We start from the raw sequence: 17675 nt of genomic DNA, 5'->3' as shown, positions 1-17675 counted from the left end.
CGCCTCTTCCTAAGCAGGTTTCATGGGGCCGTAGCATGGTCAGGGATCGGCGCCGGAGCAAGCTTTATCTGTATGGATATACAGATAAGACGTTGCGCGGCGTTGCAACAGCCCGCTTGGCTTGTCGCTCGGCAACTGAATAGGCAAGCAGAATGAATTTCTCGCAAGGCCATAGCTCATAACTTGCAGAGCGATTGAAACCGCAGAGCAAGTTAATGGAATCAAGGAGAGTCACTTTCATGAATTCGATGCCGAAGGGCAACGGACAGGCGACCACGCGTTTGATTCTCGTTGTTGAGGATGATCCGACCATCCTGGAGTTTTTGTGCGAAATCCTCGAGGAAGAAGGGTTTGTCGTCGAGCCTCGGGAAAGCGCCGATTCGGCACTGACCTTTCTCGAGGAGAGCGCCGATTACGTGGACCTGTTACTCACTGACATCACCATGCCTGGGGAAATGGATGGTGCGGACCTGGCCAATCTCACGGGAGATCGCTGGCCGCAGATACCCTTGCTGATCATGTCGGGCTTCGAGACGCCGGAGAGCGCGGGGATCAAGCATCACGCCTCGTTCATCGCCAAGCCGTGGGCGCTGGGGCAGATGCTGGACCTGGTGGAAAATACGGTGAAAGATCACTCGGTGCATTGATCGAGACAGGCGCCAGGGCGAGGCGTTTATTCACGTTTAGGTTGCAAAACGGCGGTTGCCCCTATGACAATGCGAGTCATTATCAGTCGCGAATTATTCCATTGTCATGTCCGCCAACGATCTGTCCCTACGCAGCGCCGTCAACGATCTGTATTGCGACCATCACGGTTGGCTCCAGGGATGGCTTCGCAAGCGCCTCGGTAACACGTTCGATGCGGCGGATCTGGCCCAGGATACTTTCGTACGCGTGATCAAGGCGCGCTCCGCGCTGGATATCCGCGAACCGCGACCTTACCTGTCGATGATCGCCAAGGGATTGCTGATTGATCTTTTTCGCCGCCGCTCCCTTGAACAGTCCTACCTCGAAGCCTTGGCGGCGATGCCTGAGTCACAGCAACCGTCGTTGGAAGAGCAGGCGATCCTGTTCCAGGCCCTGATGGAAATTGACCGGTTGTTGCAGGGCTTGGGTCCCAAGGTCAAGCAAGCGTTCATCCTGTCGCAATTCAACGGCCTGACCTACCCGCAAATCGCCGAGCGCCTCGGCGTCAGCGTGCGCACAATCAACAATCACATGGCCAAGGCCATGGAGCACTGCTGCCTGATGCAGCTCCAGTTGCAGCTCCCATGAGCCTGTCGCCCGAGCAATTGCAGGCCATTCGTGTGGCGGCGCAATGGTACGCCCAGCTTCATTCCGGCATCACGACGGACGCGGAACGGGCGGGATGGCGCGCCTGGCTGGCTGCGGACCCCTTGAATGAGCAAGCGTGGCAGCGCGTGACGGCGGTCTCCGAGCAAATGTCCAGCGTGCCGGGTGCATTGGCCGCCCCGACCTTGAGCACCAGCCCCGGCCGATCCCGTCGGCAGGTGCTGCGAAGCGCCTTGTTGCTGACCTCCGCCGGCTGCCTGGGCTGGTTGAGTTGGCGCAGCGAGACCGCACAGAACCTGCTTTGCGACTTCCGTACGGGCGTCGGCGAGCGGCGAGAGGTCCGGTTGGCGGACGGCAGCAGGGTGTTGCTCAACACCGATACATCGGTCGACGTTCGTTTCGACGGACAGCAACGGATCTTGAAGCTGCTGTGGGGCGAAATCATCGTGACGACTGCGGCCGATCCCTCGCAGCGTCCATTCAAGGTGTTCACCGACCAGGCCGAGGTGCTTGCCTTGGGAACACGCTTTATCGTGCGAGCCGACAGTCAGGGCGGGGAGGTCTCGGTACTTGAAAAGGCGGTGGAGGTCAGGCTGCTCGGTGGTGGGCCGGCAGTCCGAGTCGACGCCGGAAGACAGCTAGGCTTCGACCGTCAATCGCTCGGTACGCTGCGGGCCAACGACGTGTCGGTCGGTGCCTGGCAGCAAGGCAGCGTCATCGCCATTGACCGGCCGCTGGCGGCGTTGCTCACGGAGCTTTCACGCTATCGCCTGGGAATACTGCGTTGTGATCCGGCTATCGGCGACTTGAAAGTCTCAGGTGTTTTCCCCATCGACAATACCGACCTTGCCCTGGCAGCCCTGGAGACCGGCTTTTCGTTGCGAGTGACGCGATACAGCCGATTCTGGGTCCAGGTGTCTCGCGGCGAACGAGGCTGACGCGCACGCGTTGATGCGATTAAAAATCTTTTGCACTTTTCGTCGGCATCGTTCGGCTCATCCCTCAGTGAGTTTCTTGATTGTTTGGGGGAGGGGACGCATGTCTTGCGTGAACACGCCAGGTCGTCTGGCGATTGCAATGAAAATCGGTTTGTTGGCTGCTACGTCTTCCTGTGCCTGGGGGGCGTCAGCCAATCCCGTTCCAGAGGCCCCGGCGCAGCAACGCGCGGTGCAGGCTTACGATATTGGCGCAGGCTCGCTCGTCGATGTGCTGACGCGTTTCTCCAGCCAGGCCGGTGTCGCCATTTCGTTCGATGCCGCACAGCTGCGGGGCTGGCAATCGCGCGGCCTGAACGGTTTTTTTGGCGTGGACGAGGGCTTCGCTCGCATCCTGGGCGACAGCGGCCTGCAAGCCGAACCCCAGGCCAACGGGACCTATCGGCTTCGTGCCGCACCCTCGCGCGGTTCGGCCATGGAACTGGGCACCACCACCATTGACGGACAGTTGCTCACGGCAACCACGGAGAACAGCGGCTCCTACACCACCGGGGCGGTCACCATTGGCAAAGGCGAGCACTCGCTGCGCGAAACGCCGCAATCGGTGACGGTGATCACCCGCAAGATGCTCGACGACCAGAACCTGAACACCATCGAGCAGGTGATGGAGAAAACGCCCGGCATCACCGTCTACGACTCGACCATGGGCGGTAAATATTTCTATTCCCGCGGGTTCAGGATGTCGGGTCAATACCAGTACGACGGCGTCCCGCTGGACATGGGCAACAGCTATGTCCAGGCCGACAGCTTCAGCAGTGACATGGCCTACTACGACCGCGTCGAAGTCCTGCGCGGTGCGGCCGGGATGATGAAGGGCTCGGGCGGTACTTCGGGGGGCGTCAATTTTGTTCGCAAGCGCGGCCAGGCCACGCCCCAGACTGAACTCAGCCTCTCGGGTGGTACTTGGGACAACTACCGCGGGCAAGTCGATACCGGCGGTCCGCTGAACGACGCCGGCACTGTACGGGGCAGGGCGGTGATTGCCGAGCAGAGCCGGCGTTATTTCTACGACGATGCCCAACGCAAGGATCAGGTCTACTACGGTGCCCTGGACGTCGACTTGACGCCCGACACCACGCTCGGCCTGGGCGTGGCCTATGAGGACGTCGACGCGAGCCCGTGCTGGGGCGGTCTTGCGCGCTACCGCGATGGCAGTGATCTGAAGCTCAGCCGTTCCACCTGCCTGGACCCGTCGTGGAATACCTGGCGCAGTCAACGGACCACGGTCTTTGGTGACCTGCGGCATTCGCTCAACGACGACTGGGCGGTGAAGGTCGCAGGTGTCTATACGAAAAATACCCAGGACATCAAATACGCGTTCGCATCAGGTTCGGTGGCGCCCGGCTCCTCCACCACCAACTTGCTGGGCAGCATGTACGACTACGACCAGGTCGACTACGGTCTTGACGCCTATCTGGACGGCACCTTCGAAGCCCTCGGTCAACGACATGAATTGATTCTCGGCGTCAACGCCAGTCGTTCGGACAAGGACGATTTCTACTCGGTCGCCTTGTTGCCGCAGAAGCAGAACGTATTCGATCCGGACCGGCACATCCCGGAACCGGACGACAGTTACTTCATTGAAAATTCGACCCGCGGCGGACCGGTCAAAACCGTCACCGAGCAGCAGGGCGTGTATTCGACCCTGCGCCTGAAGCTGGCGGACCCGTTGACCTTCGTCGTGGGCAGCCGGGTGAGCTGGTACAGCTCCAAGAGCGACTCGGTGTTTCTCACGGGCGGTACGGAACACGCCAGGAGCACCGAGACCGGCCAGGTCACGCCCTTTGCCGGCGTGTTGCTGGACCTCAACGAGAACCTGACGGCCTACGCCAGTTATTCGGACATCTTCACGCCCCAAGGCAACTACCGCTCGCAAAGTGGCTCGGCGCTCAAGCCACTGGTAGGTGAAAGTTATGAACTGGGGATCAAGGGAGAATGGTTCGAGGGGCGCTTGAACACGGCCTTCAACCTGTTCCGCACTGTGCAGAAAGACCAGGCCCAGACGGATTTCAACTCGACCTGCGCCTCATCGGATGGCTATTGCTACGAGAACGCCGGCAAGGTTCGCGCCCAGGGTTTCGAAGCCGAGATCAGCGGCGAAATCATCGAGCGACTGCAACTGCTCGCCGGTTATACCTACACCCAGACCAAGACCCTGGAAGACATCGACACCAGCCTCAATGGCGGTTCGTTCAACAGCTATGTGCCGCGTCATGTGCTGCGCCTGTGGGGCGATTATGCCTTGGGCGGGGCCTTCGAGCGCTTCAGCGTCGGCGCCGGGGTCAACGCGCAGAGCGATAATTTCCGTGTATCGCCGGTGAGCGGTGAAAAAATCACCCAGGCCGGTTATGCGGTGTGGAACGGTCGTATCGGTTATCGCATCGATGACACCTGGTCCGTGGCACTCAATGGCAACAACCTGTTCGACAAGCGCTACTACACCACCATCGGGACCGAGGGCTTCGGTAACTATTACGGTGAGCCGCGCAATTTCACCGCGACGGTGAAGGCGCGCTTCTGAAAACCATGGCGAGGGGCATCTGCTCCCTCGCCATACTCGGGTTTCAGTTGGTATCCAAATCCACGTTCCTGGTTTCCCGCAGGCAAATCATCCCCACCACCAGGCTCACGCCGGTGATCACCACCGGGTACCACAGCCCATAGAAAATATCCCCGGTATAGACCACCAGCGCGAACGACACGGTGGGCAGGAAGCCGCCGAACCAGCCATTGCCGATGTGGTACGGAAGGGACATCGAGGTGTAGCGGATGCGGGTCGGGAACAGCTCCACCATCAGCGCCGCCAGCGGGCCGTAGCACATCGCCGAGATGATGATCAACGCGACGATCAGGGCGACGATCATCGGCCGATTGATCTGCTGGGCGTCGGCCTGTTGCGGGTAGCCCGCCAGCGTCACTGCGCCGCGCAGGGCGGCTTCGTCGTAGCCTTCGAGTTTCACGTCACCGACGCTGACTTGCACGATGCTGCCGGCAGGCGCCGCGACGCTACTGTAGGGCAGGCCCTGCTTGACCAGGAAGGTCTTGACCTTGTCGCAGGGGCTGTCGAAACGCGCCTTGCCCACCGGGTCGAACTGGAAGGTACAGGTGGCCGGATCGGCGACCACGGTGATCGGTGCCTGGCGGCTTGCCAGGTCGATGGCCGGGTTGGCGTAATGCGCAAGCGTCTTGAAGATCGGAAAGTACAACGCCGTCGCCAGCAGCAGGCCGATCATCAGCACCGGCTTGCGTCCGACCTTGTCCGACAGCCAGCCAAAGAAGATGAAGAACGGTGCGCCGATGATGACGCTGACGATCAGCAGGCTATTGGCGAGTGCCGGGTCCATCTTGAGGAATTGGGTGAGGAAAAACAGCACATAGAATTGCGCGGCATAGAAGGTCACCGCTTGCCCGGCGTTGATGCTGAACAGGGCGATCAGCACCACTTTCAGGTTCTCCCATTTGCCGAACGATTCGCGGATCGGCGCCTTGCAGCACTTGCCTTCTTCTTTCATTTTCAAGAACGCCGGCGATTCGTGCAGGCTCAGGCGGATCCAGGTGGAAATGCCCAGCAGCAGGATCGACAACAGGAACGGAATGCGCCAGCCCCAGACTTCGAACTGGTCACCGGTGAAGTAACGGCACCCCAGCACCACCAGCAGCGAAAGCAGCAGCCCCAAGGTGGCGGTGGACTGAATCCAACTGGTGTGGAAACCACGCCTGCCCATCGGCGCGTGCTCGGCGACATAGGTGGCCGCGCCGCCGTACTCACCGCCCAAGGCCAGGCCCTGAAGCATGCGCAACACCACCAGGATGATCGGTGCGGCGATGCCGATGCTGGCGTAGTTGGGCAACAGGCCGACGCAGAACGTGGCCAGGCCCATGAGCACGATGGTTGCCAGGAAGGTGTATTTGCGCCCGATCATGTCGCCCAATCGACCAAACACCAAGGCGCCGAACGGACGCACGATGAAGCCGGCGGCGAAGGCCATCAAGGCAAAAATGAACGCCGTGGTGTCGTTCACCCCGGCAAAGAACTGCTTGCTGATCACCGCCGCCAGGGCGCCGTAGAGAAAAAAGTCGTACCACTCGAACACCGTCCCCAGGGACGAGGCGAAGATGACTTTCTGCGTTTCCTGACTGGTGCCGGCGCTGCGCGTGGCTTCCAGGGGCTGAACATGCTCAGACATAGCGGTATCCCTCACAGTGATTGTTTTTGTTGTTCCACTGCAACGCCGGGTGGGGCGTCTCCTGACTTGACACGTTTTCCTTGGTTTACATTTATTCCCTTGCCACGGGGGCTCTTGGTGTTTTTCAGACCGTGGCGGGCTGCTTTTGTGTCGTGATGCTGGTGATCGCTGGCGCAAGCATCATCTGCGCGGCCTTCTCGGCAATCATCAGCGTCGGCGAGCAGGTGTTGCCCGAGGTGATGCGCGGCATGATCGAGGCGTCGGCGATGCGCAGGCCCTTGATGCCATGCACGCGCAGTTGCGCATCCACCACGGCGTCGGCGTCCGGGCCCATGCGGCATGTGCCCACCGGATGGAAAATCGTCGTGCCGATGCGCGCGGCGGCCTGGTGCAATTCTTCTTCGGTTTGCAGGCTGGGGCCGGGCAGGTATTCCACCGGCTTGAAGGCGCCCAGGGCCGGGGAGGCGACGATGCGTCGGGTCAGGCGAATGGCGTCGGCGGCGACCCGCAGGTCGTCGGGATGGCTCAGATAATTGGGCTGGATCAACGGCGCGTCATGGGGATCGGCTGAGCGGACGTCTACGCGACCGCGGCTCATCGGACGCAAGTCGCACACCGACGCGGTGAACGCCGCAAAGCTGTGCAGCGGTTCGCCGAAGCGCTCCAGGGACAACGGTTGTACGTGGTACTCAAGGTTGGCCGAGGTCTGTTCCGGTCCCGAGCGGGCGAACGCACCGAGTTGGCTCGGGGCCATGGAAAGCGGGCCGCTGCGGTCGTACAGGTAGCGCAAGCCCATGCCCATCTTGCCCCACAGCGTGCCGGCGATCTGGTTCAGCGTGCGGGCGTTTTCCAACTGGTAGATCAGCCGCAACTGCAAGTGATCCTGCAAGTTGCCACCAACGCCGGGCAACTCGTGGACCACGCCGATGCCCAGGCGCTGCAACAGGCTGCGCGGGCCGATCCCGGAGCGCTGCAAAATGCTCGGCGAGCCAACGGCGCCGGCGCACAGGACTATTTCCTTGCGGGCCTTGAACGTCATGCTTTTGCCTTGCCAGCGGGCGCTGACGGCATGGGCGCGGTCGTCACGCAACAACACGCGGTCTACCTCGACCTCGGTCAATATCGTCAGGTTGGGGCGGTTGCGAATCGGTTTGAGAAAGGCCTTGGCCGCGTTCCAACGCACCCCGGCTTTCTGGTTGACCTGGAAGTAGCCACAGCCTTCGTTGTCGCCGCCGTTGAAATCGTCGACGCTGGGGATGCCGCTCTGCTCGGCAGCGGTGCGGAAGGCATCGAGAATCGGCCATGACAGGCGCTGGCGTTCGACTCGCCATTCCCCGTTCGCGCCATGAAAATCGGAGTCCCCCGCGAAGTGGTTTTCGCTCTGCCTGAACAGCGGCAACACGTCTTTCCAGGCCCAGCCGGGATTACCCTCGGCGGCCCAGCCATCGTAGTCCGCGGCCTGGCCGCGCATGTAGATCATGCCGTTGATCGACGAGCAGCCGCCTAGCACCTTCCCGCGCGGATAGCTCAGCGCGCGCCCTTGCAGGCCCGGTTGTGCTTCGGTCTTGAAGCACCAGTCGGTGCGCGGGTTACCGATGCAGAACAGGTAGCCGACCGGGATATGAATCCAGGGATAATTGTCACGGCCACCGGCTTCGAGCAGCAGCACCCGGTATTGCGGATTGGCCGAAAGCCGGTTGGCCAGAAGGCATCCAGCGGGGCCGGCGCCCACGATCACGTAATCGTATTCATCGACGACAGGTTGCATTCGCGACCTCATTTTTTGTTCTTGTGGGACTCATCCTAGTTGTTAGTTTTCGTCAAAAGAATGTTAGTTTTTGCGCAGTGGCTGTGCGTTTATAAACAGCCCTCACTTTCAGGCGTTTGCAAGGAAGGCTCATGTTCGATTGGAATGACCTGCGCTACTTCCTGGAACTGCAACGCAGCGGCCGCTTGTTGACCGCCGCGCGACGGCTCAACACTACCCATGCCACGGTGGCGCGGCACATCGAGGCCATTGAGAAAAGCCTCGGCACGGCGTTGTTTGTCCAGCATGCCCAGGGCTATGAACTGACCCCAGCGGGTGAAGCACTGCTCAAGCATGCCGAAGCCATGGAGAACGTCGCGCTGCTGGCCCAGGAGGACATCACCCAGTCCAGCGCACCCCTCGGCAAGATCCGGTTGGGCGTGACGGAAGGGCTTGGCATCATGTTCCTGGCCAGTCGCATGAATGGGTTGTTTGAGCGTTATCCTGGGTTGGAGGTGGAGCTGGTGGCCGTGCCGCGGTTCGTCAGCATCCTCAACCGCGAGGCGGAAATCAGTATTCACCTCGAACGGCCGGCGGCCGACCTGCTGGTGACGCGAAAACTTACCGATTACCGCCTGGCCCTGTATGCCAGCCAGGCCTACCTGGACCGCTCGCCGCCGTTGCACAGCCGCGAGGACCTGGCCCGTCACGCCTGGATCGGCTATGTCGACGACCTGTTGTTCAGCCAGGAATTGATGTTCCTCAACAGCTTTTGCCGCAAGCCCCGGGTCGTCTTCCACAGCACCAGTGTCATCGCCCAGCAGCAGGCCGCGCGTTCCGGCCTTGGGATCGCCGTGCTGCCGTGCTACATGGCCAGCAGCGATCCGACGCTGGTGCCTTTGCTGCCGGACGAAAGTATCTGCCGCAGCTACTGGATCAGTACCCGCCGCGAGCTGCACAAATCCGTCCGGCTACGCGTGTTGTGGGATTACGTGGTGCAGTTGTGCGAGCGTGAGCAGGGGCTGCTGCTGCCCTGACTCTAAGGTTATGTCTAAACGGTATTTCTCAAGCGTTGGAGGCTTTCCCTAAGATCACGTCATAACTCGTTATGACAAGTGACAGTAGCCATGCCTGACAACCTCCTTTCCCTCAGCAGCGTGCCACTGCACACCCAACTGCGCGACGTGCTGCGCTCGCGCATTCTCGACGCTCAATACCCCCAGGGCAGCCAGATGCCTTCGGAGAGTGAGCTGGGCGCGTTATTCAGCGTCAGTCGCATCACCGTGCGCCAGGCCTTGGGCGATTTGCAGAAAGAAGGGCTGATTTTCAAGATTCACGGCAAAGGCACCTTCGTCGCCAAGCCCAAGACTTTCCAGAATGTCAGCACGCTGCAAGGCCTGGCCGAATCCATGACCGGACGCGGGTTTGAAGTGATCAACCGACTGCGCAGTTTCAAGTTCATCGCGGCGGACAAGTCGGTGGCCGAACGACTGAAACTGGCGGAAGGGGACGTGGTGGCGCAGATCAAGCGCGTGCGGCTGATCAACCGTGAGCCGGTCTCCCTGGAAATCACCTACTTGCCCAAGGCCCTCGGCGAGCGCCTGGAAAAAGCCGACCTGGTCACCCGCGATATCTTCCTGATCCTGGAAAACGATTGTGGCCTGGCCCTCGGTCACGCGGACTTGGCCATCGACGCGGTGCTGGCCGACAGCGATCTGTGCCAGGCGCTGGAGGTCGAGCCGGGCTCGCCGATCATGCGTATCGAGCGCCTTACCCATGGCGCTGACGGCCTGCCGCTGGACTTCGAATACCTTTACTACCGCGGCGATGCCTTCCAGTACCGCTTGCGGATCGACCGGCAAAAAGGGACGTAGGCATGACCCGAAGCTCAAGAAATACCCTCGAACAGGAATACGACATCGTTGTCATCGGCGGTGGCACCGCCGGTCCCATGGCGGCGATCAAGGCCAAGGAACGCAACCGCGATTTGCGCGTGCTGCTGGTGGACAAGGCCAACGTCAAGCGCAGCGGCGCGATCAGCATGGGCATGGACGGCCTCAATAACGCGATCATCCCGGGCCATTCGACGCCCGAGCAGTACACCAAGGAAATCACCATCGCCAACGACGGCATCGTCAACCAGGCAGCGGTGTACGCCTACGCGACCCACAGCTTCGAAACAATCGAGCAGTTGGACCGCTGGGGCGTGAAATTCGAGAAGGACGAAACCGGCGACTATGCGGTCAAGAAGGTCCACCACATGGGCGCCTACGTGCTGCCGATGCCGGAAGGGCACGACATCAAGAAAGTCCTGTACCGGCAGCTGAAACGGGCGCGGGTGAACATTACCAACCGGTTGGTCTGCACGCGGCTGCTGACCGACGGGGAAGGCGCGGTCAACGGTGTGATGGGCTTCGATTGCCGCACCGCTGATTTCCATGTGGTAAAGGCCAAGGCCGTCATCCTTTGCTGCGGCGCGGCGGGGCGCCTGGGCTTGCCAGCCTCCGGCTACCTGATGGGCACCTATGAAAATCCGACCAATGCCGGCGATGGTTATGCGATGGCCTATCACGCCGGTGCCGAACTGGCGAACCTGGAATGTTTCCAGATCAACCCGTTGATCAAGGATTACAACGGCCCGGCCTGCGCCTACGTCACCGGCCCATTGGGCGGCTACACCGCCAACAACAAGGGCGAGCGCTTCATCGAGTGTGATTACTGGAGCGGGCAGATGATGTGGGAGTTCCATCAGGAGCTCGAAGGCGGCAACGGTCCGGTCTTCCTCAAGCTCGATCACCTGGCCGAAGAAACCATCCAGAACATCGAGGAGATCCTGCACAGCAACGAGCGGCCCAGTCGCGGTCAGTTCCACGCCAACCGTGGCACCGACTACCGCACGCAGATGGTGGAGATGCACATTTCCGAAATCGGCTTTTGCAGCGGTCACTCGGCTTCGGGCGTGTGGGTCAACGAGCGGGCCGAAACTTCGGTCAAGGGTTTGTACTCGGCGGGCGACATGGCCGCGGTGCCGCACAACTACATGCTCGGCGCGTTCACCTACGGCTGGTTTGCCGGCCAGAACGCGGCGGACTTCGTCGCTGGCAAGGATTTTTCAGCGCTGGATACTCAGCAGATCGAGCAAGAAAAGAACCGCGTCTACGCGCCCCTGGACCGCGAGCACGGCCTGCCGCCGGCCCAGGTGGAATACAAGCTGCGCCGTTTCGTCAACGATTACCTGCAACCGCCGAAGGTGACGAAGAAGATGCAGATTGGCCTGCAACGCTTCGGCGATATCCAGCGCGACCTGGACCAGATCAAGGCGCACAACGCCCACGAACTGATGCGCGCCATGGAAGTCGGCGTCATCCGCGACTGCGCCGAAATGGCCGCCCGCGCCTCGCTGTTTCGCGCTGAAAGCCGCTGGGGCCTGTACCACTATCGGGTCGATCATCCGCAACGCAACGACAGCGACTGGTTCTGCCATTGCCACTTGAAGAAGGGCGACGACGGCGCGATGACCTCGTTCAAGAAAGCCGTAGAACCCTACATCATCGCCCTCGACGCCGACGAACTGCAGGCCTATGACCGGCTGCGGGTCGGTGCCGATGCGGCGTGAACCCGTCACCCAGAGAGAAACGCCCATGGCCTATCAACCCCAGGAAATCTTTTTCCGCTCCAATGCCCCCGTCACCGTGGATGAGGACAAATGCATCGCCCACAAGGGCTGCACCGTCTGCGTCGATGTCTGCCCCATGGACCTGCTGGCGATCAACCCGGCGACCCAGAAGGCCTACATGGCGTTCGATGAATGCTGGTACTGCATGCCCTGTGAAAAGGACTGCCCGACCGGGGCGGTGAAAGTCGAAATCCCGTACCTGCTGCGCTGATTGAACGCAGCCGCCTGAATGCCATCCGGCCACCCCCGGACGCCGCTCCACAACACCCCTCGTTTCCCACCGCGCCCTGATCGCGGCGGAGACGAAATCCAATAAATGATTCGAGGGGACACACCCATGCTATTGCGTGCAGCACTCGCCAGTCTGGTACTGGCTTCATTGACCTTGCCGGCCCAGGCAGAAACCATCCGTATCGCCATCGGCACCCAGGACACCACCATCAATTGCGCCGCCGGCGGGTTGCTGATTCGTGAGCTTGGCCTGCTGGACAAGTACCTGCCCCACGACGGCGCCTACAAGGACGCCCAATACGATATCCAGTGGAAAAACTTCACCAGCGGCGCGCCGCTGACCAACGAGATGGTCGCCGGCAAGCTCGATTTCGGCGCCATGGCCGACTTCCCCGGTGCGTTCAACGGCGTGGCGTTCGAGACCGCCGGCAAGCATAGCCTGTTCATCAGCGTGCTGTCGGGCAGCATCCAAGGCAGCGGCAATGGCATCGTCGTGCCCAGCGCCTCGGGCGTGCAATCCCTGGCCGAACTCAAGGGCAAGACGATTTCCGTGCCGTTTGCCTCCACCGCCCATGGCATGTTGCTGCGCGCCGTCGCCGCCCAGGGCTGGGATCCGCTCAAGGACGTGAAGATCATCGCCCAGCCGCCGGAAGTCGCCGGTTCGGCGTTGCAGGCCGGCAAGATCGACGCCCACGCCGATTTCGTGCCCTTCGCCGAACTGTTCCCCAGCCGGGGTTTCGCCCGCAAGATCTACGACGGTGCCCAGGCCAGGACGCCGACATTCCATGGCGCGTTGGTCGACCAGGCCTATGCCAGGAAGTACCCGGAAATCGTCGTCGCCTATTTGCGCGCGACCATCGAGGCCAATCAATTACTGGCCGCCGAACCCGAGAAATACAGCGAGCTGATCGCCAAGGTCACTGGGGTGGACGCCGAGGTCAATTACCTGTTCCACGGGCCGTTGGGCGTACAGACCCGCGACCTGACCTGGAAGCCGGAATACCGCCAGGCCGTCGGCACCGCCATCGACACCCTCAAGCTGTTGAAGAAAGCCGATCGCGGCCTCGACCTCAATACCTTCATCGACGACCAGTACATCCGCGCGGCCTTCAAGGCGTCGAATCTCGATTACGCCGCGCAGTTGGGCAACTACGCCCAGACGCCTCTTGGCAGCCCCGATGCCTCGACCGGCCAGCCCATCACCGACGCCAGGCATGTGGCGCAGATCTGGGTGCGTGGCGAGCCGAAGGTACGTCATTACGCCTCGGCGAAAGCAGCCTTCACCGCGTTGGCCAGGTTCAGGCAGGAGGGCAAGGGCATCCGCGCCGTCTACGCCCAGGCCAGCGACAGCGGGATCAAGCTGCTGGCCGAGCAGGCGTGGTTCGCCAGCGACGGCAATGGCCGGCTCAGCGCATTCCTGTTGAAAGGCCAGGCCGAGCAATTTGCCGCACAGCAGGGCGGCAAGGTCCTGGATTTCACCGAGGCCACGACCCAGGCGGTCGCTGCCCGCTGATCGGCAACGACCTGTGGGATTCCGTCAGAGGAAAGAATTGTGCATTCATCAACCAAACGCTGGCTCCTGCGAGCCGCTTCCTTGCTGCTCTGCCTGTTGTTCTGGCAACTCGCCGCCGACGGTCATTGGGACCTCGGCCTAGTGACGTTCGCCAACGTCCCGCCCCCACTCGCGGTGATCCAGGCCGCACTCGGTCTGGGCGAGTCGGGCAATCTCGGGCGCCATCTGGGCAGCAGCCTGGGCCGGGTGTTTGCCGGGTACGGCGCGGCGGTGCTGGTCGGTGTGACGCTGGGCCTGGCGATCGGCCGGTCCAAGTGGGCCGAAGACTTGCTGCTGCCACCGCTGGAAGTGCTGCGGCCGATCCCGGCGGTGGCCTGGATCCCGCTGGCAATCCTGATGTTTCCCTCGTCGGAACTGTCGATGGTGTTCATCACGTTTACCGGCGCGCTGTTTCCCATCCTGCTCAACACCGTGCATGGCGTGGAGGGGGTGGACCGCCGGCTGATCGCGTCTGCCAGGAGCCTGGGGGCGGGGCGTCGGGCGATCCTGCTGGAAGTCATTCTGCCGGGGGCCGCGCCAAGCATCATCACCGGCCTCGCCATCGGCATGGGCACGTCCTGGTTCTGCCTGGTGACGGCGGAAATGATCGCCGGCCAGTACGGCATCGGCTACTACACCTGGGCTTCCTACACCGTGCAGAACTACGCCGATATCGTCGTCGGCATGTTGCTCATCGGTGTGCTGGGCATGGGCAGCAGTGTGTTGATCAAGCGCCTGGGCGGGCTGTTCACGCCCTGGCATCGACCACGAGGAAAAGCCTGATGAGCGTCATGCAAACGCCTGAAGGACGGATCGATATCCGTCAGTTGTCCATCGTCCTTGGCCAGGGGGCCCAGGCATTCGAAGCGGTACAGGGGCTGGATTGCCAGATCGAGGCGGGCCAGTTCGTCTGCATCCTCGGGCCGTCCGGTTGCGGAAAGTCCACCTTGCTCGGCGCGCTTGCCGGGCACCTGCAACAGAGCACCGGCACGCTGAATGTCGACGGCGCGCCGGTGACCGGCCCGTCGCTCCAGCGTGGCATGGTGTTCCAGCAGCACACGCTGTTTCCCTGGCGTAGTGTGCGCGACAACGTTGCCTTCGGCCTGAAGATGCGCGGCTTGGGCAAGGCCGAACGGCACCGGTCCGCTGACGAGATTCTCACTCAAGTGGGACTGGACGGGTTCGCCGGACACTGGCCGGACCAACTCTCCGGAGGCATGCAGCAACGAGTGGAAATCGCCCGGGTGCTGGTCAATCGTCCACGCTTGTTGCTGATGGACGAGCCCTTTGGCGCGCTGGATGCGTTGACGCGAATGAACATGCAAGAGCTGCTGCTGGACATCTGGATGCGTATCCGCACGACCGTCGTGTTTGTGACCCATGACATCGACGAGGCGCTGTTCCTGGCGGATCGCTTGCTGGTGATGAGTCCGCGTCCGGGCCGGATCATCGAGGATCTGCGCCTGGATTTCCCCCGGCCACGGACCACCGGACTGGTGACCAGCCCTGAGTTTTCCCAACTGAAACGCCATTGCCTCGCGTTGCTGCACCACGCAGACGGCCAGCCACTGCCGCGCCTCAATCCTTTGGGGCTGCCTCCTGAAAACTCCTTGCCGCGATTTGCCTTATGACCTCTCTATTTGAAAACACCGACAACGAAGACATCCTTGCCCTGCAAGCACGCCTGACCGATGAGGACGCCGGCGTTCGCCGTATCGCCCTGATCGAACTGGCTGACCTCGAAGAGCCCGAAGGCTTGCTGTGGCTGGTGGAATGCCTGGCGCGCGATCCCAGCGCCGAGGTGCGGGCCGAAGCCGCTCGGTTGCTCGAAGCCTGGGAAGACGCGCCGGTGGTCGCGGCCCTGTGCCAGGCGTTGACCGATTCGTCCCCAACCGTACAGGCCGCCGCTGCCCAAAGCCTGAGCCTGCTCAAGAGCGAGGCGGCGGGGAGGCTGATCTTGCCTTGGGTGGCCCACGCTGAGGTCGGCGTGCGCGTCGCCGCGTTCAGGGCTTTGCGCGAATTGCGCCTGGGCGATGCCGCACCGGCCGCGCTCGACGCCTTGGCCGATCCCGAGGCCAGCGTGCGTCGGGAGGCGGTTGGCGTGCTGGGCTGGCTTAAACACCTTGATGCCTTGCCCGCCCTGGCCCGGCTCGCCAGCGATGACCCGGACAGCGAAGTGCGCCGCGCGGCGACCGGCGCCCTTGGCCTGGCCTCGGATGAACAGGTCTTGCCGGCGTTGCGCCAGGCACTGCGGGATCCGGCCTGGGCGGTACGCGAAGAAGCCGCCACGACGCTGGGCAAGGTCGGCCACGCGGATGCCGGCCCGGCCCTGATCGACGCCCTGGAAGATGATTATTGGCAAGTGCGCCTGCGCGCCACCCGCAGCCTCGGTCGCTTGCGTTATGCCCAGGCGTTGCCGGCCTTGATCGAAACCCTCGGTCATCGCATCAGCAACCTGCGCAAGGAGGCGGCGCTGGCCTTGGGCGAGTTGCACGATCCTGGTGCCATCGCGCCCTTGCAGGCCGCCCGGGATGATGCAGATCCCGAAGTGCGCAAGGCCGTGCGCATTGCCTTGGCCCAGTTGCAATGAACCCGCTGGCCGTCGGCAATTCGCCGGAAAAAGGTCAGCTGCGGCTGAGCTGGCCCGATGGGCGTGAGCAGCGACTGGACCACGTTGAACTACGCAGGCAATGTCCCTGTTCCCAATGCCGGGCGTTTCGCCTGCAAGGGCTGACAGTTCTGGTTGATTCTCGAGTGCGGGTGGTTGAGGTCCATGCCCAGGGTTATGGGGTGCAACTGGTGTTCAGTGACGGGCATGAGCGGGGAATCTTTCCCTGGGCTTATCTGGCGCGGCTTTAACAATGGCGAGGAAGCTTGCGCCCGCTGGGCTGCGTAGCAGTCCCTAAACAGGGTGTTGGATATTGTTGAGGTGAGGTAGAGGCGGGCGTTTAGTTGTCCTTCGGTGAAAAAGGCCTTGCTTGGCAAGGCCTTTTAGAATCATTAGGCTTTTGACAAACAGTAGAAACTCATCTTCATCTCCGGTGTGTCAGTATTGTGGCGGATGAGCACGTAATCGCCCTGGGCACTCCCCTAATCCCGAGAAACTATCGACAAGTTGTTTGGCTACTCTGCTGCCAAAATGTTTTTATATTTTTCAAATATCGCTTCAGCATCAGCATCGCCGGATATGAGTTTTTCATAAAAAACTTTATCTGTTGCCCATTCAGTAAAAACCAACTGAGTTTGGTTTCTGCCAGTGCTGCTCTCTTTAAAGTTGAGTTGCCAATGGGTTGAAAGACGTGTGTCAGTGATTTGGAAAAAATCTGCTGCAAGAGGGATTGGATACTCATCTTGCTCGTCAATGCAAATATATAGCCATGGGCAGTTGTCTCGGAACTCTATTCCGTAAACGATATATTCTTTGTCGATCACGAGATCCAATTCGCCGTCGGGGAAGGAGATATATCGCTTTAGACGGGTGGCAGTTTCCGGGGTCAGCAAGCTGCTGTTTAGATTGTTTAATATGCATCTGGCTTTCATTTTTCAAAAATCCCAGGCGGTACCGAGGGGTCATTGCCCCATGGCTTTATGTTTGTACTATGCTTCTTAAATTTAAAATCCATTAGTTTTCCTGTGCTCGGGTCGCGAACATAATGCACTACAGAGTCATTCCCGTTTCGTGATTTTACTTTTAATTCCATTTTTTCCATTTTGTAATAATTCGGATCGTCCAGTTCTTCAATAATTACAATACCTTTGTTCGCTTTCGCAGACTCTAGGGCCATCTGGTCTTGGATGCTTTTAGGATCTCGACTCCATTTGTCTGGTTTTGGTGGTGCCGGAGGTGATGGCTCCCCCCCATCCACCCCAACCTTAGCCGCCGGATCCTGCTCGCCAACCGCAGGCTTTTTACACCCATCGCCCGGGCAAGTTTCCAACCCCAACGGATCCACCCACCCCGTCGGGTTCAGGGTGTACCGATACCCGTTGAGCC

The 17675-nt window shown here is 61.1% G+C and carries 17 protein-coding genes; 13 read left to right on the top strand and 4 right to left on the bottom strand.

The features are described from left to right. Positions 1-239 precede the first annotated feature (239 nt). From HU806_RS02040 to HU806_RS02025, 4 genes are all read left to right on the top strand, one after another. Positions 240-647, top strand: a complete 408-nt coding sequence (locus HU806_RS02040; protein WP_186609654.1) for a response regulator — start codon at positions 240-242, stop codon at positions 645-647. 106 nt (positions 648-753) lie between these two features. Continuing rightward, complete coding sequence (locus tag HU806_RS02035; RefSeq protein ID WP_186609653.1) at positions 754-1275, top strand: sigma-70 family RNA polymerase sigma factor; 522 nt, start codon at positions 754-756, stop codon at positions 1273-1275. Then, complete coding sequence (locus tag HU806_RS02030; RefSeq protein WP_186609652.1) at positions 1272-2231, top strand: FecR domain-containing protein; 960 nt, start codon at positions 1272-1274, stop codon at positions 2229-2231. Before HU806_RS02035 ends, HU806_RS02030 begins: the two co-directional genes overlap by 4 nt. Before the next feature lie 100 nt (positions 2232-2331). After that, complete coding sequence (locus HU806_RS02025) at positions 2332-4809, top strand: TonB-dependent siderophore receptor (protein WP_186609651.1); 2478 nt, start codon at positions 2332-2334, stop codon at positions 4807-4809. 43 nt (positions 4810-4852) lie between these two features. Here the strand turns inward: HU806_RS02025 and HU806_RS02020 are convergent, their stop codons facing one another. Both HU806_RS02020 and HU806_RS02015 read right to left on the bottom strand, forming a co-directional pair. Then, positions 4853-6475 (bottom strand): MFS transporter, encoded by a 1623-nt coding sequence (locus HU806_RS02020; RefSeq protein WP_186609650.1) that lies wholly within the window; start codon positions 6473-6475, stop codon positions 4853-4855. A 124-nt stretch (positions 6476-6599) separates the two neighbouring features. Further along, the gene (locus tag HU806_RS02015; protein WP_186609649.1) at positions 6600-8243 is read right to left on the bottom strand and encodes a GMC family oxidoreductase; all 1644 of its coding nucleotides are present in this window, start codon (positions 8241-8243) and stop codon (positions 6600-6602) included. Between the two features lie 131 nt (positions 8244-8374). On the opposite strand from HU806_RS02015, the gene HU806_RS02010 reads away from it, so the two are divergent. From HU806_RS02010 to HU806_RS01970, 9 genes are all read left to right on the top strand, one after another. Next, positions 8375-9259: a LysR family transcriptional regulator gene (locus tag HU806_RS02010; RefSeq protein ID WP_186609648.1), complete on the top strand. Its 885-nt coding sequence runs from the start codon at positions 8375-8377 to the stop codon at positions 9257-9259. A gap of 90 nt (positions 9260-9349) precedes the next feature. Next, positions 9350-10096 carry a GntR family transcriptional regulator gene (locus HU806_RS02005; protein ID WP_186609647.1) on the top strand — a complete coding sequence of 249 codons (747 nt, stop codon included), beginning with the start codon at positions 9350-9352 and terminating at the stop codon, positions 10094-10096. 2 nt (positions 10097-10098) lie between these two features. Further along, positions 10099-11838 carry a fumarate reductase/succinate dehydrogenase flavoprotein subunit gene (locus HU806_RS02000; protein WP_186609646.1) on the top strand — a complete coding sequence of 580 codons (1740 nt, stop codon included), beginning with the start codon at positions 10099-10101 and terminating at the stop codon, positions 11836-11838. A gap of 25 nt (positions 11839-11863) precedes the next feature. Continuing rightward, the gene (locus HU806_RS01995) at positions 11864-12109 is read left to right on the top strand and encodes a 4Fe-4S dicluster domain-containing protein (protein ID WP_003180418.1); all 246 of its coding nucleotides are present in this window, start codon (positions 11864-11866) and stop codon (positions 12107-12109) included. A 126-nt stretch (positions 12110-12235) separates the two neighbouring features. After that, positions 12236-13642, top strand: coding sequence for an ABC transporter substrate-binding protein (locus tag HU806_RS01990; protein WP_186609645.1), 1407 nt, complete (start codon positions 12236-12238; stop codon positions 13640-13642). A gap of 39 nt (positions 13643-13681) precedes the next feature. Further along, complete coding sequence (locus HU806_RS01985; RefSeq protein WP_186609644.1) at positions 13682-14464, top strand: ABC transporter permease subunit; 783 nt, start codon at positions 13682-13684, stop codon at positions 14462-14464. After that, positions 14464-15312, top strand: a complete 849-nt coding sequence (locus tag HU806_RS01980; protein ID WP_186609643.1) for an ABC transporter ATP-binding protein — start codon at positions 14464-14466, stop codon at positions 15310-15312. Before HU806_RS01985 ends, HU806_RS01980 begins: the two co-directional genes overlap by 1 nt. After that, a complete protein-coding gene (locus HU806_RS01975) occupies positions 15309-16271 on the top strand; it encodes a HEAT repeat domain-containing protein (RefSeq protein WP_186609640.1) in 963 nt (320 codons plus the stop codon). The genes HU806_RS01980 and HU806_RS01975 overlap by 4 nt, the downstream gene beginning before the upstream one ends. Beyond that, entirely contained in the window at positions 16268-16540 is a 273-nt protein-coding gene (locus HU806_RS01970; RefSeq protein ID WP_186609633.1) for a DUF971 domain-containing protein, read from the top strand. Before HU806_RS01975 ends, HU806_RS01970 begins: the two co-directional genes overlap by 4 nt. A 264-nt stretch (positions 16541-16804) precedes the next feature. Here HU806_RS01970 and HU806_RS01965 read toward each other — a convergent pair whose 3' ends face one another. Together HU806_RS01965 and HU806_RS26420 are read right to left on the bottom strand one after the other, a co-directional pair. Continuing rightward, positions 16805-17221, bottom strand: coding sequence for a hypothetical protein (locus tag HU806_RS01965; RefSeq protein WP_186609631.1), 417 nt, complete (start codon positions 17219-17221; stop codon positions 16805-16807). After that, the coding region (locus HU806_RS26420; protein ID WP_238350103.1) for a hypothetical protein at positions 17218-17675 on the bottom strand (458 nt) is incomplete at its 5' end. The genes HU806_RS26420 and HU806_RS01965, both read right to left, overlap by 4 nt.

This window comes from Pseudomonas sp. SWRI154, assembly GCF_014268645.1.
Lineage (GTDB): Bacteria > Pseudomonadota > Gammaproteobacteria > Pseudomonadales > Pseudomonadaceae > Aquipseudomonas > Aquipseudomonas marvdashtae.
The sequence above is the reverse complement of the archived record's forward strand: the minus strand, read 5'-3'. Positions and strand labels throughout refer to the sequence as shown.